25 protein-coding genes, 1 tRNA gene, 1 pseudogene and 1 riboswitch are annotated in these 22,284 nt (G+C 67.8%); of the genes and pseudogenes, 17 read left to right on the forward strand and 10 right to left on the reverse strand.

Annotated features, from left to right (window positions below):
* A partial coding sequence (bmt, locus tag I9P22_RS12360) for a betaine--homocysteine S-methyltransferase (RefSeq protein ID WP_199259797.1) occupies nt 1-717 on the forward strand: 717 nt, incomplete at its 5' end.
* A gap of 13 nt (nt 718-730) precedes the next feature.
* Here bmt and I9P22_RS12365 read toward each other — a convergent pair.
* Nucleotides 731-1,813 carry a PA0069 family radical SAM protein gene (locus I9P22_RS12365; protein ID WP_199259798.1) on the reverse strand — a complete coding sequence of 361 codons (1,083 nt, stop codon included), beginning with the start codon at nt 1,811-1,813 and terminating at the stop codon, nt 731-733.
* A gap of 153 nt (nt 1,814-1,966) precedes the next feature.
* Between I9P22_RS12365 and I9P22_RS12370 the strand changes: the two genes are divergently transcribed.
* Both I9P22_RS12370 and I9P22_RS12375 read left to right on the forward strand, forming a co-directional pair.
* Nucleotides 1,967-2,134 carry a hypothetical protein gene (locus I9P22_RS12370; protein WP_199259799.1) on the forward strand — a complete coding sequence of 56 codons (168 nt, stop codon included), beginning with the start codon at nt 1,967-1,969 and terminating at the stop codon, nt 2,132-2,134.
* A 74-nt stretch (nt 2,135-2,208) separates the two neighbouring features.
* Nucleotides 2,209-2,292: transfer RNA gene (locus I9P22_RS12375), tRNA-Leu, on the forward strand.
* 203 nt (nt 2,293-2,495) lie between these two features.
* Here I9P22_RS12375 and I9P22_RS12380 read toward each other — a convergent pair.
* Complete coding sequence (locus I9P22_RS12380) at nt 2,496-3,698, reverse strand: pyridoxal phosphate-dependent aminotransferase (RefSeq protein ID WP_199259800.1); 1,203 nt, start codon at nt 3,696-3,698, stop codon at nt 2,496-2,498.
* A 70-nt stretch (nt 3,699-3,768) separates the two neighbouring features.
* On the opposite strand from I9P22_RS12380, the gene I9P22_RS12385 reads away from it, so the two are divergent.
* Nucleotides 3,769-4,050 carry an FAD assembly factor SdhE gene (locus I9P22_RS12385; protein ID WP_199259801.1) on the forward strand — a complete coding sequence of 94 codons (282 nt, stop codon included), beginning with the start codon at nt 3,769-3,771 and terminating at the stop codon, nt 4,048-4,050.
* 91 nt (nt 4,051-4,141) lie between these two features.
* Complete coding sequence (locus tag I9P22_RS12390) at nt 4,142-4,657, forward strand: MarR family winged helix-turn-helix transcriptional regulator (RefSeq protein ID WP_199259802.1); 516 nt, start codon at nt 4,142-4,144, stop codon at nt 4,655-4,657.
* Between the two features lie 217 nt (nt 4,658-4,874).
* Here I9P22_RS12390 and I9P22_RS12395 read toward each other — a convergent pair whose 3' ends face one another.
* Nucleotides 4,875-5,303 carry a VOC family protein gene (locus I9P22_RS12395; RefSeq protein WP_199259803.1) on the reverse strand — a complete coding sequence of 143 codons (429 nt, stop codon included), beginning with the start codon at nt 5,301-5,303 and terminating at the stop codon, nt 4,875-4,877.
* 155 nt (nt 5,304-5,458) lie between these two features.
* Between I9P22_RS12395 and thyX the strand changes: the two genes are divergently transcribed.
* A complete protein-coding gene (gene thyX, locus I9P22_RS12400) occupies nt 5,459-6,364 on the forward strand; it encodes an FAD-dependent thymidylate synthase (RefSeq protein ID WP_199259804.1) in 906 nt (301 codons plus the stop codon).
* Between the two features lie 408 nt (nt 6,365-6,772).
* Here the strand turns inward: thyX and I9P22_RS12405 are convergent, their stop codons facing one another.
* On the reverse strand, nt 6,773-7,555 hold the full coding sequence (locus I9P22_RS12405; protein WP_199259805.1) for a 3-hydroxybutyrate dehydrogenase: 783 nt from the start codon (nt 7,553-7,555) through the stop codon (nt 6,773-6,775).
* A 397-nt stretch (nt 7,556-7,952) separates the two neighbouring features.
* Here I9P22_RS12405 and I9P22_RS12410 point away from each other — a divergent pair, with 397 nt between their 5' ends.
* From I9P22_RS12410 to I9P22_RS12415, 3 genes are read left to right on the forward strand one after another with little or no spacing between them, the layout of a single operon-like run.
* Nucleotides 7,953-9,809 carry an extracellular solute-binding protein gene (locus I9P22_RS12410; protein WP_199259806.1) on the forward strand — a complete coding sequence of 619 codons (1,857 nt, stop codon included), beginning with the start codon at nt 7,953-7,955 and terminating at the stop codon, nt 9,807-9,809.
* Nucleotides 9,806-9,940 (forward strand): hypothetical protein, encoded by a 135-nt coding sequence (locus I9P22_RS24845; RefSeq protein ID WP_269846644.1) that lies wholly within the window; start codon nt 9,806-9,808, stop codon nt 9,938-9,940. Before I9P22_RS12410 ends, I9P22_RS24845 begins: the two co-directional genes overlap by 4 nt.
* Nucleotides 9,940-10,278 (forward strand): hypothetical protein, encoded by a 339-nt coding sequence (locus tag I9P22_RS12415; protein WP_199259807.1) that lies wholly within the window; start codon nt 9,940-9,942, stop codon nt 10,276-10,278. The genes I9P22_RS24845 and I9P22_RS12415 overlap by 1 nt, the downstream gene beginning before the upstream one ends.
* Nucleotides 10,279-10,394: 116 nt before the next feature.
* On the opposite strand, the gene xth is transcribed toward I9P22_RS12415, so the two are convergent.
* A complete protein-coding gene (gene xth, locus I9P22_RS12420) occupies nt 10,395-11,180 on the reverse strand; it encodes an exodeoxyribonuclease III (protein WP_199259808.1) in 786 nt (261 codons plus the stop codon).
* A 54-nt stretch (nt 11,181-11,234) separates the two neighbouring features.
* Nucleotides 11,235-11,570 (reverse strand): HesB/IscA family protein, encoded by a 336-nt coding sequence (locus I9P22_RS12425; RefSeq protein WP_199259809.1) that lies wholly within the window; start codon nt 11,568-11,570, stop codon nt 11,235-11,237.
* Nucleotides 11,571-11,642: 72 nt separating this feature from the next.
* Here I9P22_RS12425 and I9P22_RS12430 point away from each other — a divergent pair, with 72 nt between their 5' ends.
* Both I9P22_RS12430 and I9P22_RS12435 read left to right on the forward strand, forming a co-directional pair.
* The gene (locus I9P22_RS12430; RefSeq protein WP_199259810.1) at nt 11,643-12,776 is read left to right on the forward strand and encodes a deoxyguanosinetriphosphate triphosphohydrolase; all 1,134 of its coding nucleotides are present in this window, start codon (nt 11,643-11,645) and stop codon (nt 12,774-12,776) included.
* Nucleotides 12,777-12,810: 34 nt separating this feature from the next.
* Nucleotides 12,811-12,966, forward strand: a riboswitch (FMN riboswitch).
* A 72-nt stretch (nt 12,967-13,038) separates the two neighbouring features.
* Nucleotides 13,039-13,473, forward strand: coding sequence for a 6,7-dimethyl-8-ribityllumazine synthase (locus I9P22_RS12435; protein ID WP_199259811.1), 435 nt, complete (start codon nt 13,039-13,041; stop codon nt 13,471-13,473).
* 107 nt (nt 13,474-13,580) lie between these two features.
* Here the strand turns inward: I9P22_RS12435 and copM are convergent, their stop codons facing one another.
* Nucleotides 13,581-13,934, reverse strand: coding sequence for a CopM family metallochaperone (gene copM / locus I9P22_RS12440; RefSeq protein WP_199259812.1), 354 nt, complete (start codon nt 13,932-13,934; stop codon nt 13,581-13,583).
* Nucleotides 13,935-14,004: 70 nt separating this feature from the next.
* Nucleotides 14,005-14,895: a DMT family transporter gene (locus tag I9P22_RS12445; protein ID WP_199259813.1), complete on the reverse strand. Its 891-nt coding sequence runs from the start codon at nt 14,893-14,895 to the stop codon at nt 14,005-14,007.
* A gap of 102 nt (nt 14,896-14,997) precedes the next feature.
* On the opposite strand from I9P22_RS12445, the gene I9P22_RS12450 reads away from it, so the two are divergent.
* The 6 genes and pseudogenes from I9P22_RS12450 (at nt 14,998) to I9P22_RS12475 (ending at nt 20,519) form a co-directional block, all read left to right on the forward strand.
* A complete protein-coding gene (locus I9P22_RS12450; RefSeq protein ID WP_199259814.1) occupies nt 14,998-15,420 on the forward strand; it encodes an OsmC family protein in 423 nt (140 codons plus the stop codon).
* A 259-nt stretch (nt 15,421-15,679) separates the two neighbouring features.
* Nucleotides 15,680-16,613: pseudogene (locus tag I9P22_RS12455) on the forward strand (IS5 family transposase).
* 2 nt (nt 16,614-16,615) lie between these two features.
* Nucleotides 16,616-17,140, forward strand: coding sequence for a hypothetical protein (locus I9P22_RS12460; RefSeq protein WP_199259815.1), 525 nt, complete (start codon nt 16,616-16,618; stop codon nt 17,138-17,140).
* A gap of 24 nt (nt 17,141-17,164) precedes the next feature.
* Entirely contained in the window at nt 17,165-18,283 is a 1,119-nt protein-coding gene (locus I9P22_RS12465) for an SPFH domain-containing protein (protein ID WP_199259816.1), read from the forward strand.
* Nucleotides 18,284-18,292: 9 nt separating this feature from the next.
* Nucleotides 18,293-19,579, forward strand: a complete 1,287-nt coding sequence (locus tag I9P22_RS12470) for a zinc ribbon domain-containing protein (protein ID WP_199259817.1) — start codon at nt 18,293-18,295, stop codon at nt 19,577-19,579.
* A gap of 19 nt (nt 19,580-19,598) precedes the next feature.
* The gene (locus I9P22_RS12475; protein WP_199259818.1) at nt 19,599-20,519 is read left to right on the forward strand and encodes a carbohydrate kinase family protein; all 921 of its coding nucleotides are present in this window, start codon (nt 19,599-19,601) and stop codon (nt 20,517-20,519) included.
* 200 nt (nt 20,520-20,719) lie between these two features.
* Here I9P22_RS12475 and hflX read toward each other — a convergent pair whose 3' ends face one another.
* Both hflX and hfq read right to left on the reverse strand, forming a co-directional pair.
* The gene (hflX, locus tag I9P22_RS12480; RefSeq protein ID WP_199259819.1) at nt 20,720-22,027 is read right to left on the reverse strand and encodes a GTPase HflX; all 1,308 of its coding nucleotides are present in this window, start codon (nt 22,025-22,027) and stop codon (nt 20,720-20,722) included.
* Nucleotides 22,028-22,261 carry an RNA chaperone Hfq gene (hfq, locus tag I9P22_RS12485; protein ID WP_010394165.1) on the reverse strand — a complete coding sequence of 78 codons (234 nt, stop codon included), beginning with the start codon at nt 22,259-22,261 and terminating at the stop codon, nt 22,028-22,030.
* Between the last annotated feature and the right edge of the window lie 23 nt (nt 22,262-22,284).

A 22,284-nucleotide genomic window follows, 5' to 3' on the forward strand; every position in this document is an offset into this window, starting at 1 on the left:
CGGGTGGCCGCGCTGAACCGCGCCGCCGCCCGGCTGGCGCGCGAGGCGGCGGCCGAGGCCGGCCGCGCGGTGATCGTCGCCGGCTCGATGGGCCCGATCGGCGAGATCATGGCGCCGATGGGCCGGCTGACCGAGGCCGAGGCGACCGCCATGTTCACCGAACAGGCGCAGGCATTGAAGGAAGGCGGCGCGGACGTGCTGTGGATCGAGACGATCAGCGCCGCCGAGGAGATGCGCGCCGCCGCCCGGGCCGCGCAAGCCGCCGGCATGCCCTGGTGCGGCATGATGAGCTTCGAGCCGGGCGGGCGCAGCATGATGGGGGTGACGCCGCCGCAGCTGGCCTCGCTGATCGACCGGCTGCCGCATCCGCCGCTGGCCTATGGCGCCAATTGCGGCACCGGCCCGGCCGAGCTGCTGCTGGCGGTGGCGGGCTTCGCCGCCTCGGGCAACGAACGGCCGCTGATCGCCAAGCCCAATGCCGGCGTGCCGCGCTATCAGGACGGCGGGCTGATCTATGACGCCACACCCGAGGTCATGGCGGAATTCGCCGTGCTGGCCCGCGACATGGGCATCCGCATCATCGGCGGCTGCTGCGGCACCACGCCCGCGCATCTGGCCGCCATGCGCGACGCGCTGGTCGAGGCGCCGCGCGGACCGCGCCCCACGCCCGAGCATATCTCGGCCCGCATCGCCGACGCCATGGGGCCCGGAGAGTAAAACCCGCGAGTGGTCAGAACAGCGACAGCTGGTCCCCCGCCCGCGGCGGAGGGCCGAAGCGGCTGCAATCCAGCACCTCGGATTGGCGTGCCAGCCCCAGCCGCTTGCGGGCCAGGCGGAAGCGCTGGTGCAGCAGGTCGGCCTCGATCCCCTCGCCGCGCATGCGCTTGCCGAAGCGCGGATCGTTGTCGCGCCCGCCGCGCATCGCCTGCACCCGCGCCATGACATGCGCCGCCTTGCCGGGATGGTGCCGCTCCAGCCAGTCGCGGAACAGCGGCGCCACCTCCAGCGGCAGGCGGATCGGGATCATGCTGGCGGCGCTGGCCCCGGCATCGCGGGCGGCCTGCATGATGCGCTCCATCTCGTGCTCTGTCAGCACCGGGATCACCGGGGCGACCATGACCCGAACCGACACCCCCGCCTCGGCCAGCACCCGGATCATCCGCAGCCGTGTCGAGGGCGCGGGCGCGCGCGGCTCCATCTGCCGCGCCAGTTCGGCATCCAGCGTGGTGATCGAGACGCAGACCATGACCTGCGACTTCGCCGCCATCGCCCCCAGCAGATCGGCGTCGCGCATCACCGTGGCGCCGCGCGTCACCAGGCTCAGCGGATGGTTCCAGTCGTGCAGCACCTGCAGGCAGCCGCGCATGATGCCCAGCTTCGCCTCGGCGGGCTGGTAGGGATCGGTATTGGTGCCGAAAGCGATGGGCGCCACCGCATAGCCGCGCCGGCCGATCTCGGCTTCCAGCAATTCGGGGGCGTTGGGCTTGGCGGTGATGCGCGTCTCGAAATCCAGGCCCGGCGACAGGCCCAGATAGGCGTGGCTGGGCCGGGCGAAGCAATAGATGCAGCCATGTTCGCAGCCGCGATAGGGATTGACCGAGCGGTCGAAGGGAATGTCGGGCGAGGCGTTGCGGGTGATGATCGAGCGCGCCCGCTCCTGCGCGATCTCGGTGCGCAGCAGGGCCTGCTCCTCGGGGATGTCCCAGCCGTCATGCTGGCGCTCGGTCCGATAGGGCTCGAAGCGCGCGGCGGGGCGCGAGTCGGCGCCGCGGGCGCGCAGGATCTCGTCGGGATTGCGGGGCGGCAGGCTCATGCCGCCAGATTAGAACATTCAGCGAACATTTTCCAGCGACGACACGCATCCCACCCGGAATCGGCCGAAGAAGGCTCAACTTCCGCGCCGGTCGCGTCGCGGGGCTTTTCGCCGCGGCGCTTGCCCCCCATATTGAGAAGAATGGAGGATGCCATGCCGCTGCCGCATTTCCTGATCCTGATCCTTGCCGTGATCCTGGCCGCGGGGCTGACGATCTGGGCGGCAAGCGCCGTCGGCATTCCGCTGGTCGCCATCGGATTGCTGGCGCTGGCGGCGGCGGGCATCGCGCATCTGACCATGCGCGACCACCATTCCCGCTAAGGCCCCGCCCCCTGCCCCAACCGTGGAGATTGGCCTTGAGGGGGATGCCCATTTGTGCTTTGTAATGGGCCGTCGCGGGTGTGGTGGAATGGTAGACGCAGCGCACTCAAAATGCGCCGCCGCAAGGCATGTCGGTTCGAGTCCGACCACCCGCACCAATCCCCCCTCCAGCCCGGCGCCATCCCGCCTGTCCCGTCAGCGCCTGTTCCGTTGCACCGCCCGGCTTCGGGCCGCTGCCGCATCGCATGCGGTCGGGCAGCCCGGCGAGGACAAAGCTGGTCGCGCCCCTTGCCGGCACCGGCGCACCGCCGGTCGCATCTCTTTCCGGCCCGCCGCGGCGGCGCGCGACCGCCGTTCCAGTTCAGCGCAGCCCTTCGCAGAACCCCCTGATCCGCGTGCAGGCATCCGTCAGCACCGCGTCCGAGGTGGCGTAGGAGATGCGGAAATGCGGCGAAAGCCCGAAGGCCGCGCCGAAGACCACCGCCACGCCGGTCTCGTCCAGAAGCGCGGTAGCGAAGGCCTCATCATCCGCGATAACCGTGCCGCCGGCCGAGGTCCTGCCGATCAGCGCCGCGATCGAGGGATAGACGTAGAACGCCCCCTGCGGCACCGGGCAGTCGATGCCGGGGCAGGCGTTCAGCCCCGCCACCACCAGGTCGCGGCGGCGCTGGAACACGGCGCGGCTTTCCGCGATGTAATTCTGCGGCCCCTGCAACGCCGCCAGCGCCGCATATTGGCTGATCGAGCAGGGATTCGAGGTCGATTGCGATTGCAGCTTGGCCATGGCGCGGATCAGTTCCTCGGGCCCGGCGCCATAGCCGATGCGCCAGCCGGTCATGGCATAGGCCTTGCTGACGCCGTTCATGGTCAGGGTGCGGGGTTTCAGCCCCGGCTCGACCTGCGCCGGGGTGACAAAGCGGAAACCGTCGAAGACCAGGTGCTCATAGATGTCGTCCGACAGCACCCAGACCTGCGGGTGGCGCAGCAGCACCTCGGTCAGCCCGCGCATGTGCTCTTCGCCATAGCCCGCGCCGGTCGGGTTCGAGGGCGAGTTCAGAATCAACCATTTCGTCCGCGGCGTGATCGCCGCCTCCAGCTGTTCGGGGGTGATGCGATAGCCGTTCTGCATGGCGCCCTCGATCACCACCGGCGTGCCGCCGGCCAGCAGCACCATGTCCGGATAGCTGACCCAATAGGGCGCCGGAACGATCACCTCGTCGCCCGGGTTCAGCGTCGCCATCAGCGCGTTGTAGAGGATCTGCTTGCCGCCGGTGCCCACCGTGACCTGCGACGGCGCATAATCCAGGCCGTTTTCGCGGGCGAACTTGTCGCAGATGGCGCGCTTGAGTTCGGGGATGCCGTCCACCGCCGTATAGCGGGTATGGCCGGCGTCGATGGCCGCCTTGGCGGCCTCGCGGATATGCGCGGGCGTGTCGAAATCCGGCTCGCCGGCGGACAGGCTGATGATGTCCCGGCCCTCGGCGGCCAGTTCGCGGGCGCGGCCGGTGATGGCGATGGTGGGCGAGGGTTTGACGCGGGCGAGCGTCTGCGACAAAAAGCTCATCGAATTCATCCTGCGGCTGGGTCGCCCCGTCATAGGCGCCCCCCCGCGGACAGGCAAGCCGGGGACGGGTATGGACGAGCATGAGGCAAGGCTGAAGCGGCTGCGGATGCGCAGCTGGCGGCGCGGCACCAAGGAGATGGACCTGATCCTGGGCCCCTTCGCCGATAGCGAACTGGCCGGGCTGGGCGCCGAGGAGCTGGACCTCTACGAGGCGGTGCTGGCCGAGAACGACCAGGATCTTTACCCCTGGATTACCGCACGACTGGGCGATGCCCGCCCCGGACCCGAGCCGATCTTGCCGATGCTGGACCGCATCGCCGGCTTCGCCCATACCCGGCTGGCGCGGAAATAGCCGCAATTTTAGCCATCCGGGCGCGGATTAACCGAAGATTGGCAAATATGCGCCATGGTGGCCGAAACGAGGCCATCAACGGAACCCGCCCATGCAACAGCGCAGCTCTGCCCAAACGGTGCCCGCCCTGCGGCCGCTGCCGCGGGCCAGCCGGGCCGAGGCTTATCTGGAAAGCCTGCAGATGCTCGAACGCCTGCACCGGCTGTTGCTGGACTTGGTCAAGGACGAGTTCGAGCGGCTGGGCCGTTCTGACCTGACTCCGGTGCAGGCGCTGCTGATCTACAATCTCGGCACTTCCGAGGTGACGGCAGGCGAGCTGCGGACGCGCGGCATGTATCAGGGCTCGAACGTGTCCTACAATCTCAAGAAGCTGGTCGAGCTGGGCTATCTGCATCACGAACGCTGCGAGATGGACCGGCGTTCGGTCCGGGTGCGGCTGACCCCGGCCGGGCAGGAGGTGCGCGACAGCGTGGCGCGGCTGTTCATGCGCCATGCCGAGGGGCTGGACCTGTCCGGCGTGCTGGACGACCCGCCGATCGAGACGGTGAACCTGCAATGGCGGCGGGTCGAACGCTTCTGGGCGGAACAGATCCGCTACATCTACTGAAAGCGCCGCTGCCGAACGCGCCGCCGGGATGCATGGCCCGGCCGCGCCATCATGCCCGGCCCGACGCGAATCGGCCAAGGGGGCCTCTTCCCGCCGGCCGGTCCTGGGGGCATCGGGTCGGGCATGATCCTGGCGGCACAGCCGCCGCGGGAAAGAGCGGCCGCCAGGCGACAGGGCCGCGCCATCCGCGCGGCGCTTTGCGCTTGCGGGCCGGCGCCTACCAGTGGCCGGTATTCTCCATGCTGGCCCAGGGCTCCTGCGCCGGCAAGGGCTCGCCTTCCTGCAGCAGCTCGATCGAGATGTTGTCGGGACTGCGCACGAAGGCCATGTGCCCGTCGCGCGGCGGCCGGTTGATGGTCACGCCGGCATCCATCAGCCGCTGGCACATCTCGTAGATGTTCTCGACCCGATAGGCCAGATGGCCGAAATGCCGGCTGTCCGAGGGCAGGCCCTCGTCCCCGTCCCAGTTCCAGGTCAGCTCGACCGGGCATTCCGGCTGGCCGGGCGGCGCCATGAACACCAGGGTGAAGCGCCCCTTGTCGTTGTCGATTCGCCGCGTCTCCTCGAGCCCGAGCAGGCGAAAGAACACCATCGTCTTCTCGAGATCCAGCACGCGGACCATGGTGTGCAGATAGCGGACCTTCATCGTCATCCCCTTTGCCGTTCGTCGCCGCCAGACTGCCATGCCGATGGCGCGACCGCAATGTCGCAGCACCCAAACAGCCGGTTGCCCATACAGCCGGTTGATTGAATCACCCTTCGGTGCCACAAGATATGCCCGACAGCACGAAGGATTCCGCCATGCCCCTGACCCCCGAACAACAGGCCGAGATCGACGAGTTGCGCGCCACCCCGCGCCCCACCCTGCGCGCCGTCTCCGAGGGGATGGAGGGCCATCTCTACCAGGCGCATCAGGTGCTGGATCACGGGCTGGTGCGGGTCATCGACTACATGGGCGACGATGCCGCCATCACCCAGGCGGCGCGCGTGAGCTATGGCCGCGGCACCAAGTCGGTCAGCAACGACGAGGGGTTGATCCGCTACCTGATGCGGCACTGGCACTCGACCCCGTTCGAGATGTGCGAGGTCAAGTTCCACGTCAAGCTGCCGGTCTTCGTCGCCCGGCAATGGATCCGCCACCGCACTGCCAACGTGAACGAATATTCGGCGCGCTATTCGATCCTGGACCGCGAATTCTACATCCCGGCGCCGGAACACCTGGCCGCACAATCGACGGTGAACAACCAGGGCCGCGGCCAGGTGCTGGAGGGGGATGAGGCCGCGCGCGTGCTGGACCTGCTGCGCGAGGATGCGATGCGCAGCTATGACCATTACGAGCAGATGCTGAGCCAGGAGGGTCAGCAGGGCCTGGCGCGCGAGCTTGCGCGGATGAACCTGCCCGCCAATGTCTATACGCAATGGTACTGGAAGGTGGACCTGCACAACCTGTTCCACTTCCTGCGCCTGCGCGCCGACGCCCATGCCCAATACGAGATCCGCGCCTATGCCGAGACCATCTGCGGCATCGTCCGCGACTGGGTGCCCTTCGCCTATGCCGCCTTCGAGGATTACCGCCTGGGCGGGATGCAGCTTTCCGCCAGGGGCGTCGCGGCGCTGAAGCGCAAGCTGGCGGGAGAGGCCGTCACGCAAGAGAACAGCGGCATGAGCAAGGGCGAATGGCGCGAGTTCGAGGCGGTCTGGGGCTGAGGCGGTAACGGAATATCAACCTCTGCGCTCCAGGCTGGCCGTCGATGACCAGAGAGGAGCGCGACATGACCGGGACCACTCCGACGGCAGCAGGCGGGGCGCAGGGCCATTCCCGCCAGCAGCGGATTTTCCGCCAGCGCGGCCTGGTGGCATGGCCAGCGCCAGATCTATGGCGAGGAATGCCCCGGCCGGCTCAGGCGCGAGAACGGCTTGGAAGACGGGCAGATCAACGATGCCTGGTGGCGGGACGGAAGGCCGGTCTTCGACATCGGCGGGACGTCACGCGACGGCGAAAGCGACGACAAGCTCTGCGTCGTGGACCGCGGCACCGGCCGGATGATGCGCCCCCCTGGCCAGCGAGGCGCGGTGGGAGAAATAGGCCCGGCGCCGTGACTGGCCGGCCGGCGCCTAGAGCGCCGTCCACCCCCCATCGACCGAGATCGTGGTGCCGGTGATCTGCTCGGCCGCCGGCGAGCACAGGAAGACCGCCGTGCCGCCCATCTGCTCGACCGTGGCGAATTGCCCCGAGGGCTGGCGCTGCAGCATCACCTTGGCGATCACCTCCTCGCGGCTCATGTTGTGGGTCTTCATCTGGTCGGGGATCTGCTTTTCCACGATCGGGGTCAGCACATAGCCGGGGCAGATGGCGTTGGCCGTGATCGGCTCCTTCGCGGTCTCCAGCGCCGTGACCTTGGTCAGGCCGACGATGCCGTGCTTGGCGGCGACATAGGCCGACTTGTATTCGCTGGCCGTCAGCCCGTGGGCCGATGCGATGTTGATCACCCGGCCCCAGCCGGCCTTGCGCATCAGCGGCAGCGCCGCCGCCGTGGTGTGAAAGGCGGAACTCAGGTTGATGGCGATGATCGCGTCCCATTTCTCGGCCGGGAAATCCGGAATCGGCGCGACATGCTGGATGCCGGCATTGTTGACCAGGATGTCGCAGGCACCGGCCTTCTCGATCAGGGCGCGGCATTCGGCGCCCCTGGACATGTCGGCCTGGATATAGCGCACGGCGACGCCATGTTCGGCGGCCAGGCTTTCGGCCAGCGCGTGATCCTCGGCCGCGTCAGTGAAGCTGTTCAGCACGACATCCGCGCCCGCCCGCGCCAGTTCATGCGCGATGCCAAGCCCGATCCCCGAATTGGAGCCCGTCACCACCGCCGTCTTGCCGCTGAGGAATTTCTGGAACATCGCCGCCTCCACGCCCGCGTTGCTGTTGCTGTTGCTGTTGCTGCCGCAGCATGGGGAAAAAGCCGGGGCTGCACAAGATCGGCCGCCGGGCCGGTCAGCAGGGCCGAGTCGGGCGCCAAGCGGCGCATTCCGTTCACATTTTCGCGTGATCGATTCCCGGGAACCGGACGGGATGCCGCAGGCGACGAAAAGCCGCAAACCCCCAAGAAAAAAGCGCCCGCACAAGGCGGGCGCAAGTCATGAGGCAGGTTTCATACAGGCAAGAAACCTATCGAGCAGTGCCTTATCTATACGCTTTTCCCCCCATGAGTCCAAGGCGTAAGTTTGCTTCGAGGTGAACGGGCGGCTAATCTGGGCGCGGACAGGACCAACGACCCGGAAATCAGGGCAATCGAGCATGCGATTCTTCAAGTTTGCTAACGAATCCGCGATCTGGCGGCGAATCGCGCTGTGCCTGTGTGTTGCATCCATGCCGCTGGCAAGCCCTGCCGAACCCATGCATGCCATTGCAATGTATGGAGAACCGGCGCTGCCGCCCGGCTTCACCCACCTGCCCTATGCCAATCCCGAGGCGCCGAAAGGCGGCACGATTCGCCTGGCCGAGACGGGCACATTCGATTCGCTCAATCCCTGGATCCTGATGGGCAACCCGGTCTGGCCGATCTTCACCCAGCCGGGCCTGCTGACCGAGTCGCTGATGATGCGCTCGATCGACGAACCCTTCACGCTCTACGGCCTGCTGGCCGAAAGCGTCGAGACCGATGCCGCGCGCAGCTGGGTCGAGTTCACCCTGCGCCCCGAGGCGCGATTCTCGGACGGCTCGCCCGTCACCGTCGAGGACGTGATGTGGTCCTACGAGACGCTCGGGACCAAGGGGCACCCGCGCTACACCGCCGTCTGGTCCAAGGTCGAGAAGATGGAACAGACCGGCCCGCGCTCGGTCCGCTTCACCTTCAACACGCCGGACCGCGAGCTGGCCATGCTGATGGGCATGCGGCCGATCCTGAAGAAGGCGCAATGGCAGGGCCGCGATTTCAGCCAGTCCAGCCTGATGGTCCCCATCGGCTCGGGCCCCTATGTCGTCGACAGGGTCGATCCGGGCCGCGCCATCACCTTTCGCCGCAACCCGGACTATTGGGGCCGCGATCTGGCCGTCAGCCGGGGCCTGCACAATTTCGACGTGATCCGCTATGACTATTTCGGCGATGCCTCGGCCATGTTCGAGGCCTTCAAGGCCGGCGAGATCGACGTCTGGCGCGAACTGGTCGCGGCCCGCTGGGAGCGCAATTTCGACTTCCCCGCCATCCGCGAGGGCAAGGTGGTCAAGGCCGAGATCCCGCATGGCCGCCCCTCGGGGATCATGGGGCTGGTGATGAACACCCGCAATCCGCTGTTCGCGGACTGGCGGGTGCGGCAGGCGATGATCGAGGCCTTCAACCAGCGCTTCATCAACATGACTCTGACCGGCGGCAAGGACCCGCGCATCACCAGCTATTTCGCCAATTCCGAGCTGGCGATGCGGCCCGGCCCGGCCCGCGGGCGCGAGGCCGAGCTGCTCGCCCCCTTCGCGGACCAGCTGCCGCCGGGCACCATCGAGGGCTATGCCCTGCCCGAAGGCGGCGAGCGCGCCATCGACCGCAAGGGCATCCGCGCCGCGCTGGACCTGCTCGGCCAGGCGGGCTGGACCGTGCAGGAGGGCGAGCTGCGCGACGCGAAGGGCCGCCCGTTCAGCTTCGAGATCCTGCTCAACCAGTCCGGCAGCGCCATGCGCACCAGTGCCGAGATGCGGCAGATCGTCGACATCTTCGTGCAATCGCTGCGCAACCTGGGCATCCGGCCGACGGTCACGCTGCTCGATGCAGCGCAATATGTGGAACGGACGAACAATTACCAGTTCGACATGACCTGGTATGAACGCGGCCTGTCGCTCTCGCCCGGCAACGAGCAGCGGCTCTACTGGGGCCGCGACGGCGTGACCAGGCCGGGCAGCAGGAACTGGATGGGCATGGACAGCCCCGCCGCCGAGGCGATGATCGCCGAGATGGGCCGGGCCCGCAGGCAAGAGGATTATGTCGCCGCGGTCCGGGCCCTTGACCGGATCCTGACCGCCGGGCGCTATGTCATCCCGGTCAGCTATTCGCGGATTTCCCGCTTGGCCCATCGTGCCGACCTGGATTATCCTGAAAACACGCCGCTTTACGGTGACTGGCCCGGATTCATGCCAGAAACCTGGTGGCAGGAGGAAAGAGAATGAAATTCAGTCGGATCGCAGCCGTCCTGACCGTCCTGGCGCTCGCCGCGTGCAATACCGTGGCCGGCGTGGGCGAGGACATCACCGGCGCCTCGCGCATGGTGCAGGGCAGCCTTGGCGGAGGAGGCTACTGATGAAATGGGTGCACGTCCGCGACAACTGGCCCGCCTTCTTCGAGGCCATCGTCGAGAAATGGCCCGCGGCCGACGAAAGCGAGCTGGACGAGATCGACGGCGACCAGCGCGCCTTCATCACCTATATCGCCGAGGTCACCGGGCAGGAGATCGACGAGACCAGGGACGAGATCCGCGAATGGCTGGCGGGCGAGATCCCCTCGGACATCGTCATGGACCCGATCCACGACAATCACTCGATCAAGCTGTCCTCGAAATATGTCGGCGAGGGCGAGGATGAATATGACGACGACGCCCGTTTCGGCGACGACGACGACGTGCCCGACGACGGTGATTGAAGCGGCAAGGGCCGGGCAGGACGGCGGGGCAGCGGGGGCTCTGCCCCCCGCCTTTCCGGCCCCTCGACGGGGCCGGAAAGGCGTCCCCCGGAGTATTTTTCAAACGGAAAAACGCATCAGGCGTCGAGGTCGACCCAGACCGGCACATGGTCGCTGGGCTTGTCCTTCGCGCGCTCGTCGCGGTCGATTCCGACGTCGATAAGCAGGTCGGCGGCCTGCGGCGACAGCAGCACATGGTCGATGCGGATGCCGTTGTCCCTTTGCCAGGCGCCCGCCTGGTAGTCCCAGAAGGTGAAGGGGCCGCGGCTGCTGTCCGGATGGTGCAACCGCACCGCATCCGCCCAGCCGTCCAGGAGGATGCGGCGCAGCGCCGCACGGCTTTCGGGCTGGAACAGCGCATCGTCCAGCCATTTCTCGGGGAAGGCGGCGTCGCGCGGCTCGGGGATGACGTTGTAATCGCCCAGCATCACCGCCGGCATCTCGGTCGCCAGCAGCGCCCCGGCCCGCGCGCGCAGCCGCTCCATCCAGGCCAGCTTGTAGTCGAATTTCGGCCCCGGTTGCGGATTGCCGTTCGGCAGGTAGAGCCCGGCGATGCGCAGGGCGCGACGGCCGACCACCGTCGCCTCGATATAGCGGGCCTGCTCGTCGCCATCGTTGCCCGGCAGGCCGCGCATCACGTCTTCGAGCGGCAGTTTCGACAGGATGGCGACGCCGTTGAAACCCTTCTGGCCATGCGTCTCGATATTGTAGCCCAGATCGGCGATCGGCTCGCGCGGGAAGCCCTCGTCCTGGCACTTGATCTCTTGCAGGACCACGACATCGGGCTGTGCCTCGGAGAGCCAGCCGGTCAGGGTTTCGATGCGGGCGCGGACGCCGTTGATGTTGAATGTCGCGATCTTCATGGGCCGAAGACTAGCGGGCCGTGCCGGCCCGCGCCAGATCGGATCGGGGCCGGATTAGATCGAAAACGAGGTGCCGCAGCCGCAGGACGAGCTGGCATTCGGGTTGTCGATGGTAAAGCGGGCGCCGATCAGTTCATCGGTGAAGTCGATGGTGGCGCCGGCCAGGAAGGGCAGCGAGACAGGATCGACCACCACGCTCTGGCCGCCGCCCTGCAGCACCAGGTCGTCCTCGGCCGGGTCGTCCAGCCGGATGTCGTATTGAAAACCCGAGCAGCCGCCGCCCGCCACCGCGACCCGCAGGGGTCGCGCCGGGCCGTCGCCATTGATCTCGGCCAGCCGGGCAAAGGCGCGCTCGGTGACCCTGGGGGGCAGGTTCAGTTCCACGTTCATGGGGCGTTCCCGTTTCCGTCGTCCGGCATGGAATATAGGCTTCGCCGCAAAGCCCCGCAAGGAAGCGACGAGATGACGGCACCCTATGCCTGCCAGCCCGAAGGAAGCCGCGGCCGCCGCTGGCCCGAGCGCATGTCCACCTTTCGCAGCCCCTGGCAGCGCGACCGCGACCGCATCATCCATTCCAGCGCCTTTCGCCGGCTGAAGCACAAGACCCAGGTTTTCGTCGAGCACGAGGGCGACTATTACCGCACCCGCCTGACCCATACGATCGAGGTGGCGCAGGTCGCCCGCACCATCGCCGGCACGCTGGGCCTGAACACCGACCTGGCCGAGACGGTGGCCCTGGCCCACGACCTGGGCCACCCGCCCTTCGGCCATACCGGAGAGGACGCGCTGGCCGCGCTGATGGCGCCCTATGGCGGCTTCGACCACAACGCCCAGGCGCTGCGCATCGTCACCCGGCTGGAACGGCATTACGCCGATTTCGACGGGCTGAACCTGACCTGGGAAAGCCTGGAAGGCATCGCCAAGCATAATGGTCCGGTGACCGGCCCCCTGCCCTATGCCCTGGCCGAGGTGAACGCGGAATGGGATCTGGAACTGCACACCAATGCCAGCGCCGAGGCGCAGGTGGCGGCCGTCGCCGACGACGTGGCCTATAACCACCACGACCTGCATGACGGGCTGCGCGCCGGCCTGTTCACCGAGGAAGACCTGGCGCAGCTGCCGGTGGTGGGCGAGGCCTTTGCCGAGGTGGACCGCCTGCATCCGGGCCTGGAACCGATGCGGCGCCGGCACGAGGCACTGCGCCGGGTCTTCGGCACCATGGTCGAGGACGTGATCGCCGTGGCGCAGAACCGCCTCGCCAGCCTGCAGCCGCAAAGCGTGGACGACATCCGCACCATGGAGGGGCCGATCATCCGCTTCTCGAAGCCGCTCTACCAGAACCTCAAGGCGATCAAGCTTTTCCTGTTCCAGCGCATGTATCGCGCCCCTTCGGTGGTGGTCGAGCGCCGGCGCGTGACCGAGATGCTGAACGGCCTGTTCCCGCTGTTCCTGAACGACCCCGCGAAAATGCCCGAGCACTGGTTCAAGGCCGCCGAGGCGGCGGCGGACGAGACCGAGCGGGCGCGAATCGTCCTCGATTATGTCGCAGGCATGACCGACCGTTTCGCGATTCAAGAGGCCGAGCGGCTGCTCTGACCCTTGCATCGCGGGCGCCCTGCTGGCATCAAGGCCGGGTTCTCAGGGCGGGGCGGAATTCCCCACCGGCGGTAAGCAGCGATGCAAGCCCGCGAGCGCCTTGCCCCGGCTGGTCTGGCCGGATCAGGGGTCAGCAGACCAGGTGCGATTCCTGGGCCGACGGTCACAGTCCGGATGAAAGAGAGCGTGCGAGCCGGCCCCAAGGGGCCCGGCCCTCATGTGATCGCCTTGGGTGACGTGTCACTTGGAAAGGAGATCACGGATGACACACACCCGCTATGCCTTCGTCAAGGCGAACTGGCATGCCGACATCGTCGATCGGGCGCTGGATGGCTTCTGCCAGATCGTGCCGCGCGAGAACGTCGATGTCTTCGACGTGCCCGGCGCCTTCGAGATGCCGCTGATGGCCCGCGACCTGGCGCAGACCGGCCGCTACGGCGCGGTGATCGCCGCGGCGCTGGTGGTCGATGGCGGCATCTATCGCCACGATTTCGTCGCCCAGGCGGTGGTGGACGGGCTGATGCGCGCAGGCCTCGACAGCGGCGTGCCGGTGCTGTCGGTCTCGCTGACCCCGCATCACTACCAGGAAACCGAGCATCACAACGCCATCTTCCGCGAGCATTTCGTGAAGAAGGGCCGCGAGGCCGCCGAGGCCGCGACCCGGATCATCGCCGCCCGGGCGGCGATCGAGGGCTGAGGCCCCGCAGGGCGGCGAACCCGCCGCCCGCAGATCGGCCGCATCTTTCCGTTGCGAAAATACCCACGGGGGGTGTGGGGGCAGTCGGCCCCCACGAAGGCGGGCGCCTACTCGGCCTTGTCGCGAGCCTTCAGCCAGTCCCGCATCATCTTGATCTCGGCCTCCTGGGCCTTGATGACCTCCTCGGCCAGCTTGCGGACCTCGGGATCCTTGCCATGTTCCAGCGCCACCCTGGCCATGTCGATGGCGCCCTGGTGATGCGGGATCATGCCGCGCATGAAATCCACGTCGGCATCGCCGCTATAGTCGATCATCATGTTCTCGTGCATCCGCTCCATCGCTGCGGCGTAGCCGGCGCTCGAAGGTGCCGCGTCCTGGTCGGCATGGTCCATCCCGGCATGGTCCTGGGCAGCAGCCGGCAACGCGATCAGCGCGGCAAGGACGAATGGGACAAGGCGCATGGCTTTCCTCCTGTCATGTCGATGCGCAAGAAGAAGCCTGCCACGGCGGCGACGGCAAATGACAAAGCCGTCAGCGCAGAAAGATCAGTGCCATGCCCAGAACCGCCAGAACCGCCCCCGCCCATGAGGTGGCCGAGGGTCGCGCCCCGGTCATCGCCCAGAGCACCGGCAGGATCAGCACCGGCGACAGCGCCGAAAGCGTCGAGACGATGCCGACCTTGCCGCCCTGCAGCGCGAACATCAGCAGCGTCATGCCGATCACCATGGCGATCAGCCCCGACAGGGCGGTCAGCGCCAGCACCCGCGGCGTCGGTCGCGACAGCGGCTGCACCGCCCGCACCGGCAGCGCCATCAGCAGGCTCAGGCAGCCGACCGCGATCGCCACCCGGATCAGCGAGGCGACATAGGGATCGAATCCCGAGGCCATGACCGGCCGCGCGATCAGAGAGCCGAGCGCCTGCCCCGCCGCCAGCAGCCCGAAGCCGGCGGCGATCCAGACCGAGCCCCGCACCGCCTCGAAGCGGTGGCCGCCCGAACGGCCGGGACGACCCAACACCGCCATGGCCACCCCCAGCGTGGACAGCACCACCCCGGCCATCGCGGCGGGCGACAGCGCCTCTCCCAGCGCCAGCCAGCCCATCAGCGCCGCCATCGGCGCATTCAGCGCGAACAGCGCCCCGGAGCGTCGCGGCCCCAGCCGGATCAGCGCGACGTAAAGCAGCGTATCGCCCAGGAAGATGCCGACGATCCCCGACAGCGACAGCCGCCACAGGTCCGCGCTGGCGACGCCCTGCAGCCGGCCGGTGGCGATCACCACCGCCGCCAGCATGGCCGCGACCATGGCCTGGCGCAGCCGGTTGAAGCCGAAGGGCCCCAGCGCCTGCGCCGCCGATTGCGACAGGATGCCGGTGATCGCCCAGCAGGCGGCCGCGCCCAGGGCGGCAAGTTCATGCACCGGCATCCGCTATCCCCCTTGTTCTTCAGGCGGGATAGGCCGGGGATTGAACCCGCGCAAGGGATGGCGCGTTCAGCCGGCAGGTCACGGCAGAAAAGGAGAACGGCGATGATCGTGAATTCCGGTTCGGCGAGATGGGAAGGCGGGCTCAAGGACGGCAAGGGGGCGCTTTCCACCAGATCCGGGGCGCTGAGCAACCAGCCCTACGGCTTCAACACCCGCTTCGAGGGGCTTCCCGGCACCAACCCCGAGGAGCTGATCGGCGCGGCCCATGCCGCCTGCTTCAGCATGGCGCTGTCGCTGATCCTGCAGGAGGCCGGGATCGGCAATGTGAAGATCGAGACCACATCCGAGATCGGGCTGGCCAAGGAGGGCGACGGCTTCGCCATCAGGACCGCGCATCTGAACACCCGGATCTGGGGCGACGGCGACAAGGCGGTGATCGAGGATTGCGCCCGCAAGGCCGAAAAGGGCTGTCCGGTCAGCAAGGTGCTGAATGCCGAGGTGACGATGGACGTGACGGTGGGTTAGGATCGGCCATGCGGCGCGGCCTTGCGCCGTGCCGCATGCGGTCGAAGGTGGCGGTTATGCGGGACGAAGCGGTCAAGGCTTATGTGGAACCTTCCGTGCTGCGGTTTGAGCAGTAGAGTTTGGCAGCCGTAGAAAATTTTCGGGACTTATATGCGCAGCCTTAATCATAACTTTGCAGCCTCTGACGCCACCAACCGGCCTTGTTTCACAAAGGATGCCTGAGATTCACCTCGGGAATCCAATGTCGTAGCCGAATGGCATGAGCAGAGCTCGGAAGCCGACCTCCAAGACCACCAACTGGCACGCGTACAACCAGGCGCTGAGGCAGCGCGGATCTCTGACCGTCTGGTTCGATCCCTTGGTGCCGTGGGCAGCCGTGCCGTCAGGGCGGCGTAGCCGCCAGCAAGCCTACAGCGACGCTGCGATCCAGGCCTGCCTGACCATCAAGGTTCTCTTCGGCCTGCCGCTCCGCCAGGCCACCGGCTTCGTGGCACGCCTTCCGGAACTCTCGGGGCGCGGCTGGGCCGTGCCGGACGTCAGCACCCTTTTCCGGCAGCAGAAGACCTTGGAGGTCGTCACTTCCATTTCGCGGTTCCAAGGGACCGTGACACCTGCTCGTCGACAGCATCGGCATCAAGGTGGAGGACGAAGGAGAATGGCACAGGCGCAAGCATGGCGGCTCGAAACGAAGGGTTTGGCGCAAGATCCATCTCGGGATCGACGAGGAAACGCTCGAGATCCGGGCGGTGGAAGTCACTTCAGGCAATGTCGGCGATGCTCCGATGCTGCCGGAGCTGCTCGCCCAGATCCCGGCGGACGAGGAGATCGCCACGGTCGCGGCCGACGGTGCCTGCGACAGGCGGGCCTGCCATGACGCTATCGCGGCCCGCAGTGCAGCGGCGGTCATGCCACCGAGACGGAATGCGAGGCCATGGAAGCCGGACACGGCCGGGGCCAGGGCGCGCAACGAGAGCCTGCGGGCATCGAAACACTTTGGCCGGGCGCTCTGGCGGAACTGGAGCGGGTATCACCGCCGCAGCAGGGCGGAAGCGAAAATGCACTGCATGAAGCCGCTCGGCCTGCGGCTGAGGTCACGGGACTTCGACCGCCAGGGGGCCGAGGTCCAGATCCGCGCGGCGGTCATGAACCGCTTCACGGCCCTCGGCATCCCGGTCACTGTGGCAAGGCAATAAGTGTGTCCGGCGAAAGGGGCGAAAGGGGAACTGCGGCCGCCAGCTCATTTGCGCAACAGCGCCATGCCAAGCCCGCACCGACCCCGGCGGCGCCGGACGCGCGTTTCTACACCGTGCTGGCGCGCAAGGACGGCTATGCCCATGTGGCCGCCATCGCGCTGGTCACCGCTGACGGCCTGCCGGTCTGCGGGGAATCCCTCGGCATCATCGGCGTCGATACCGGCCTTGCCGCAATCGTGACCCGGTCCGGGTTCGAGGCGATGAACACATATTACGATACGTTTCAGGCCCAGGGCAGCGACCCCTTTACCGCGCTCGAACCGCAGCTGCCTATGGACCTATTGCCCGCGTTCGTTATTCTGCCCGACGGCACGCAGATCCCCACCTCCAGAAGCGGCTACGGGGATGGCGGCTACGAGTTCTTCCGTCTCGACGATGCCCAAGGCCGCCCGGTAGCCTATTTCCTGGATTTCCTGGGCGACAGCAAAGGGGAATGGATCCACCCGCCGCCCTGCGCTAACGTCTGAGGAAATCCCAAGGACGAGGCTCCCATGTCGCTTTTCAACATCCTCGGCGGCGAGTTCATCGAGATCATCGAATGGACCGACGACACCCGCGACACCATGGTCTATCGCTACCCGACCGTCGGCAAGGCGATCAAATACGGCGCCAAGCTGACCGTGCGCGAAGGCCAGGCCGCGGTCTTCATCCACGAGGGGCAGCTGGCGGACGTGTTCGCCCCCGGCCTCTACATGCTGGAGACGAACAACCTGCCGATCCTGACCCGGCTGCAGCACTGGGACCACGGCTTCCGTTCGCCCTTCAAGTCCGAGATCTATTTCGTCAACACCACCCGCTTCAACGACCTGAAATGGGGGACGAAAAATCCGGTCATCGCGCGCGACCCGGAATTCGGCCCGGTGCGCCTCCGCGCCTTCGGCACCTATTCCATGCGCGTGACCGAGCCCGGCCGCTTCATGACCGAGATCGTCGGCACCGACGGCGAATTCACCCGCGACGAGATCAGCTTCCAGCTGCGCAACATCATCGTGCAGGAATTCTCGCGCATGATCGCCGGATCGGGCATCCCGGTGCTGGACATGGCGGCCAATACCGGCGATCTGGGCCAGATGGTCGCCAAGGCAATCAGCCCCACCGTCGCCGCCTATGGCCTGACCATCCCGGAATTCTACATCGAGAACATCAGCCTGCCCGACGAGGTGGAAAGGATGCTCGACAAGCGCACCTCGATGGGCATCGTCGGCGACCTGAACCGCTTCGGCCAATATGCCGCTTCCGAGGCGATGCTGAACGCCTCGCAGCAAGCCGGCGGCATGGGCGCAGGCATCGGGGCGGGCCTCGGTGCTGGCCTCGGCGCCGCCATGGCGCAGCGCGGCCCCTGGGGCGCCGTGCCCCAGCAGCAGGCGCCGCAGACCCCGCCGCCGCTGCATCCCGAAACCGTCTGGCATATCGCCGTGAACGGCCAGGCCGACGGCCCCTATGGCCGCGCCCATCTCGGTCGGCTGGCGCGCGAGGGCGGCTTCACCCGCGAGACGCTGGTCTGGACCCCGGGCCAGGACGGCTGGAAACCGGCCGAGGAGGTGGCGGAGCTCGCCCAGCTCTTCACCATCGCGCCCCCGCCCCCGCCGCCGGTCCCGAAGGCAGGGTAAGCGGCCGGAATGCCGACGCCGCCCTCGGAATACCGCTATCCTTGCGAGAATTGCGGCGCCGGCCTGGAATTCTCGCCCGGCCAGCAAAGCCTTGTCTGCCCCTATTGCGGGCATGAAAGCCATATCGGCCCTGGCCCCGCCCGCGCGCCCTCGCGCCAGGCGCAGCAGGGGCCATGGGGCGAAAGCGCCATCTTGCTCGACCCGGCGACCGGACGCGCGCTGCAATGGGACGGCGGGCACAAGTCGCCGCAGCTGCAGGAACTGCCGCTGGAGCACGGGCTTTCGCTGGACCGGCACAGCGACCTGACCGAGACGGTGCGCACCCTCTCCTGCCCCAATTGCGGCGCCAAGGTGGAAATCACCAGCGACCGCCACGCCTCGGCCTGCCCGTTCTGCGCCACCGCCGTCGTCACCGACACCGGCACCACCCGCCACATCAAGCCGCAGGGCGTGCTGCCCTTCGTCATCACCGAGGCACAGGCGAAAGCCGCGCTCGAGGACTGGCTGCGCGGACTGTGGTTCGCGCCCTCGGGCCTGACCGCCTATGCCCGGCGCGGCAAGAAGATGAGCGGGGTCTATTCGCCGTTCTGGACCTTCGACGCCGACACCGCCTCGCGCTACAGCGGCGCGCGCGGCGACTGGTATTACGAAACCGTCTACGTCACGCAGATGGTGAACGGCCGCCAGCAGCGGGTGGCGCAGCAGGTGCGCAAGACGCGCTGGACCCCGGTTTCGGGCCAGGTGGCGCGGAATTTCGACGACGTGCTGGTCTTGGCCTCCAGCTCGCTGCCGCGCCGCATCACCGATGCGCTGACGCCCTGGGACCTGTCGCATCTGGTGCCCTACCGGCCCGAATACCTGGCCGGCTTCCTTGCCGAGGGCTACACGATCCCGCTCGGCTCCGGCCACGACATCGCCCGGCAGGAAATGGCCGGGGTGATCGCCATGGACGTGCGCCGCGCCATCGGCGGCAACGAACAGCGCATCACCGGCATCGAGACCCGCTTCGCGGCCGAGACCTTCAAGCATATCCTGCTGCCGGTCTGGACCGCCGCCTATCGCTACAACGGCCGTAGCTACCGTTTCGTGGTCAACGGCCAGTCCGGCCGCGTGCAGGGCGAGCGGCCCTGGTCGGCCTGGAAAATCGCGCTGGCGGTGCTGCTGGCGCTGGCGCTGCTTCTCGCGGCACTGTGGCTGAACGAGCGCGGCGGCTTCGTCCGCTTCGGCACGGCCGACCTCACACCGGATATTTCCATCGGCGGCAGTTACCGCTATCAGGAGACAGGAGCGGGCTGACGAGGGAAGGGAGAGGACCATGATCCTTTGCGCCGGGGAATCGCTGATCGACATGGTGCCCGAGGGCGCCCATTACCGGCCGCTGCCCGGCGGCGCGGTCTACAACACCGCCATCGCGCTTGGCCGCATGGGCACCGACACGGGCTATCTCTGGCCGATTTCGCGCGATACCTTCGGCGAGATGCTGCTGCGCCCGCTGGCCGAGGCAAATGTCGACACCGGCCTCTGCCCGCGCAGCGACCGGCTGACCACCCTGGCCTTCGTCACCCTGACCGGGGGCGAGGCGCGCTATGCCTTCTACGACGAGGGCTCGGCCGGCCGGATGCTGGCCCCCGAGGATCTGCCCGAGATCCCCGAAACGGTCTCGGCGCTGTTCATCGGCGGCATCAGCCTGGTCCCCGATCCCTGCGGCGCCGCCGTCGAGGCGCTGGTGGAACGCGTCCGCCACCGCATCCCGGTGATGCTGGACCCGAACATCCGCCCCTTCTTCATCGCCGACGAGGCGGCCTATCGCGCCCGGCTCGACCGGCTGATCGGCATGGCCGACCTGGTCAAGCTTTCCGGCGACGACCTGGACTGGCTGATGCCGGGCGCAAGCTTCGAAGAGGCCGCCGCCGCCATCCTTTCCCGCGGGCCGCGGGTGGTCTTCCAGACCGGCGGCTCGGCCGGCGCCCGCGCGCATTGGTCGGGGACGCCGCTCAGCGCCCAAGCCATGCGGGTCGAAGTCGCCGACACGATCGGCGCCGGCGACACCTTCAATGCCGGGGTGCTCGCGGCACTCGACCGCACCGGGATGCTCTCGCGCGAGGGGCTGGACCAGCTCTCCGCCGATGCCATTGCCCAGGCCCTGGCGCTCGGCACCCGGGCGGCGGCGATCACCGTCTCGCGCCCCGGCGCCAACCCACCCTGGGCGCATGAGCTAACCGCCCTGCCGGCCTGATTCCCGACCCGATTCCCGGCCAGGCCCCGCCCGGTCGCGCCGCCGCGCTGTGAGTATTGCGGAACAGAAAAGCCGCGGCCCCTCCGGCCGGGATTCGAGCATGCGGGAAACGGAGAAAGCCGCGGAGCCCCACCCGCGGCCCGGATTTCTTCGTTCCTCAAATACTCATGCAACCGCGCCGCAAGCGCGGCGGCGGCCGGTCAAAGCGCCTCGAAGGCCGCCTTCTGCCGCTCGGTCCAGCGCAGGCGCAGGTGCACGCCGTCCTCGGCCACCTCCTCGGCCTCGACCAGGCCGCGCCCGTGCAGCCAGGCCCGGCGGCGGCCGTCGGAATGCGGCAGCAGCAGCTCGGCTTCCAGCCGCGGCTCGTCCAGCGCCTCGGCCAGGCGTTCCTCGATGGCGGCAAGCAGCGCCTCCAGCCCCTCGCCCGTCAGGGCCGAGATCGCCTGCACGCCCGCGGTGCGGGCATCGGTGCGCTGCAGCGCCGCGCGGGTCTCGGGCGAGAGCGCGTCGATCTTGTTCCAGACCTCGATCAGCGGCACGTCCTCCTCGACGCCCAGCGAATCGAGGATCTCCCCCACGTCGCCGGCCTGTTCCTCGGTCTCGGGATGGCTGATGTCGCGCACATGCAGGATCAGGTCGGCGGCCAGCACTTCTTCCAGCGTGGCGCGGAAGGCGGCGACCAGTTCATGCGGCAGGTCGCTGATGAAGCCCACGGTATCGGACAGGATCACCCGGCGCCCGCCCGGCAGCACCATCTGCCGCATGGTCGGGTCCAGCGTGGCGAAAAGCTGGTCCTGGGCCAGCACCTCGGCCCCGGTCAGCCGGTTGAACAGCGTGGATTTCCCGGCATTGGTGTAACCCACCAGCGCCACGATCGGATAGGGCACCTTGGCGCGCGCCTTGCGGTGCAGTTCGCGGGTCTTGACCACGCGCTCCAGCTGCCGGCGCAGGCGGATCACCTGCTCGTCGATGGCGCGGCGGTCGGCCTCGATCTGGGTCTCGCCGGGGCCGCCGACGAAGCCCAATCCGCCGCGCTGGCGCTCCAGATGCGTCCAGGCCCGGACTAGCCGCGTGCGCTGATAGGCCAGCGCCGCCAGTTCGACCTGCAAGACGCCCTCGCGGGTCTGGGCCCGGTCGGCGAAGATCTCCAGGATCAGCCCGGTGCGATCCAGGATCTTGACGCCCCATTCCTTTTCCAGGTTGCGCTGCTGCACCGGCGTCACCGGCCCGTCGATCAGCACCAGCTCCGCCCCCTCGCCCTCGGCAATGGCCTTCAGATGTTCGCCGATCTCCTCGCGCTTGCCCTTGGAGAACAGCATCCCCGGATCGGGATTGCGCAGCCGCGCGACCTCGGCGCCCGTCACCTCGATGGCGGGCAGCGCATGGGCCAGCGCCACGGCCTCCTCCAGCGCCAGCTCGGGCGCGCGGCGGGTGCGCGAATTGCCCAGATCGGGATGGATCACATAGGCCCGGGTCGGCCGCTCGCGGGTTTCCGAGGGCTCGGCCAATCAGTCCTCGCCCTCGTAGAGGCTGATCGGCTGCCCCGGCATGATGGTCGAGATGGCGTGCTTGTAGACCAGCTGCGACTGGCCGTCGCGGCGCAGCAGCACGCAGAAATTGTCGAACCAGGTGATGACGCCCTGCAGTTTCACACCATTGATAAGAAAAATCGTCACCGGAACCTTGCCCTTGCGGACATGGTTCAGAAAAGCGTCCTGGAGGTTCTGTTTGTCGCCGGCCATTCGATGCACCTTGTTCTTATCGC

The sequence above is a fragment of the Paracoccus binzhouensis genome, assembly GCF_016446475.1.
GTDB lineage: Bacteria > Pseudomonadota > Alphaproteobacteria > Rhodobacterales > Rhodobacteraceae > Paracoccus > Paracoccus binzhouensis.

Excerpts from the sequence above, each read along its gene's own strand:
- I9P22_RS12470 (WP_199259817.1), top strand. The coding sequence starts at position 18,293 with ATGCCGACGCCGCCCTCGGAATACCGCTATCCTTGCGAGAATTGCGGC.
- I9P22_RS12425 (WP_199259809.1), bottom strand. The coding sequence starts at position 11,570 with ATGAACGTGGAACTGAACCTGCCCCCCAGGGTCACCGAGCGCGCCTTT.
- I9P22_RS12390 (WP_199259802.1), top strand. The coding sequence starts at position 4,142 with ATGCAACAGCGCAGCTCTGCCCAAACGGTGCCCGCCCTGCGGCCGCTG.
- I9P22_RS12370 (WP_199259799.1), top strand. The coding sequence starts at position 1,967 with ATGCCGCTGCCGCATTTCCTGATCCTGATCCTTGCCGTGATCCTGGCC.
- I9P22_RS24845 (WP_269846644.1), top strand. The coding sequence starts at position 9,806 with ATGAAATTCAGTCGGATCGCAGCCGTCCTGACCGTCCTGGCGCTCGCC.
- I9P22_RS12415 (WP_199259807.1), top strand. The coding sequence starts at position 9,940 with ATGAAATGGGTGCACGTCCGCGACAACTGGCCCGCCTTCTTCGAGGCC.
- I9P22_RS12435 (WP_199259811.1), top strand. The coding sequence starts at position 13,039 with ATGACACACACCCGCTATGCCTTCGTCAAGGCGAACTGGCATGCCGAC.
- I9P22_RS12475 (WP_199259818.1), top strand. The coding sequence starts at position 19,599 with ATGATCCTTTGCGCCGGGGAATCGCTGATCGACATGGTGCCCGAGGGC.
- I9P22_RS12410 (WP_199259806.1), top strand. The coding sequence starts at position 7,953 with ATGCGATTCTTCAAGTTTGCTAACGAATCCGCGATCTGGCGGCGAATC.
- hfq (WP_010394165.1), bottom strand. The coding sequence starts at position 22,261 with ATGGCCGGCGACAAACAGAACCTCCAGGACGCTTTTCTGAACCATGTC.
- I9P22_RS12465 (WP_199259816.1), top strand. The coding sequence starts at position 17,165 with ATGTCGCTTTTCAACATCCTCGGCGGCGAGTTCATCGAGATCATCGAA.
- I9P22_RS12430 (WP_199259810.1), top strand. The coding sequence starts at position 11,643 with ATGACGGCACCCTATGCCTGCCAGCCCGAAGGAAGCCGCGGCCGCCGC.
- I9P22_RS12365 (WP_199259798.1), bottom strand. The coding sequence starts at position 1,813 with ATGAGCCTGCCGCCCCGCAATCCCGACGAGATCCTGCGCGCCCGCGGC.
- I9P22_RS12380 (WP_199259800.1), bottom strand. The coding sequence starts at position 3,698 with ATGAGCTTTTTGTCGCAGACGCTCGCCCGCGTCAAACCCTCGCCCACC.
- I9P22_RS12450 (WP_199259814.1), top strand. The coding sequence starts at position 14,998 with ATGATCGTGAATTCCGGTTCGGCGAGATGGGAAGGCGGGCTCAAGGAC.
- I9P22_RS12395 (WP_199259803.1), bottom strand. The coding sequence starts at position 5,303 with ATGAAGGTCCGCTATCTGCACACCATGGTCCGCGTGCTGGATCTCGAG.
- xth (WP_199259808.1), bottom strand. The coding sequence starts at position 11,180 with ATGAAGATCGCGACATTCAACATCAACGGCGTCCGCGCCCGCATCGAA.
- I9P22_RS12445 (WP_199259813.1), bottom strand. The coding sequence starts at position 14,895 with ATGCCGGTGCATGAACTTGCCGCCCTGGGCGCGGCCGCCTGCTGGGCG.
- copM (WP_199259812.1), bottom strand. The coding sequence starts at position 13,934 with ATGCGCCTTGTCCCATTCGTCCTTGCCGCGCTGATCGCGTTGCCGGCT.
- I9P22_RS12405 (WP_199259805.1), bottom strand. The coding sequence starts at position 7,555 with ATGTTCCAGAAATTCCTCAGCGGCAAGACGGCGGTGGTGACGGGCTCC.
- thyX (WP_199259804.1), top strand. The coding sequence starts at position 5,459 with ATGCCCCTGACCCCCGAACAACAGGCCGAGATCGACGAGTTGCGCGCC.
- I9P22_RS12385 (WP_199259801.1), top strand. The coding sequence starts at position 3,769 with ATGGACGAGCATGAGGCAAGGCTGAAGCGGCTGCGGATGCGCAGCTGG.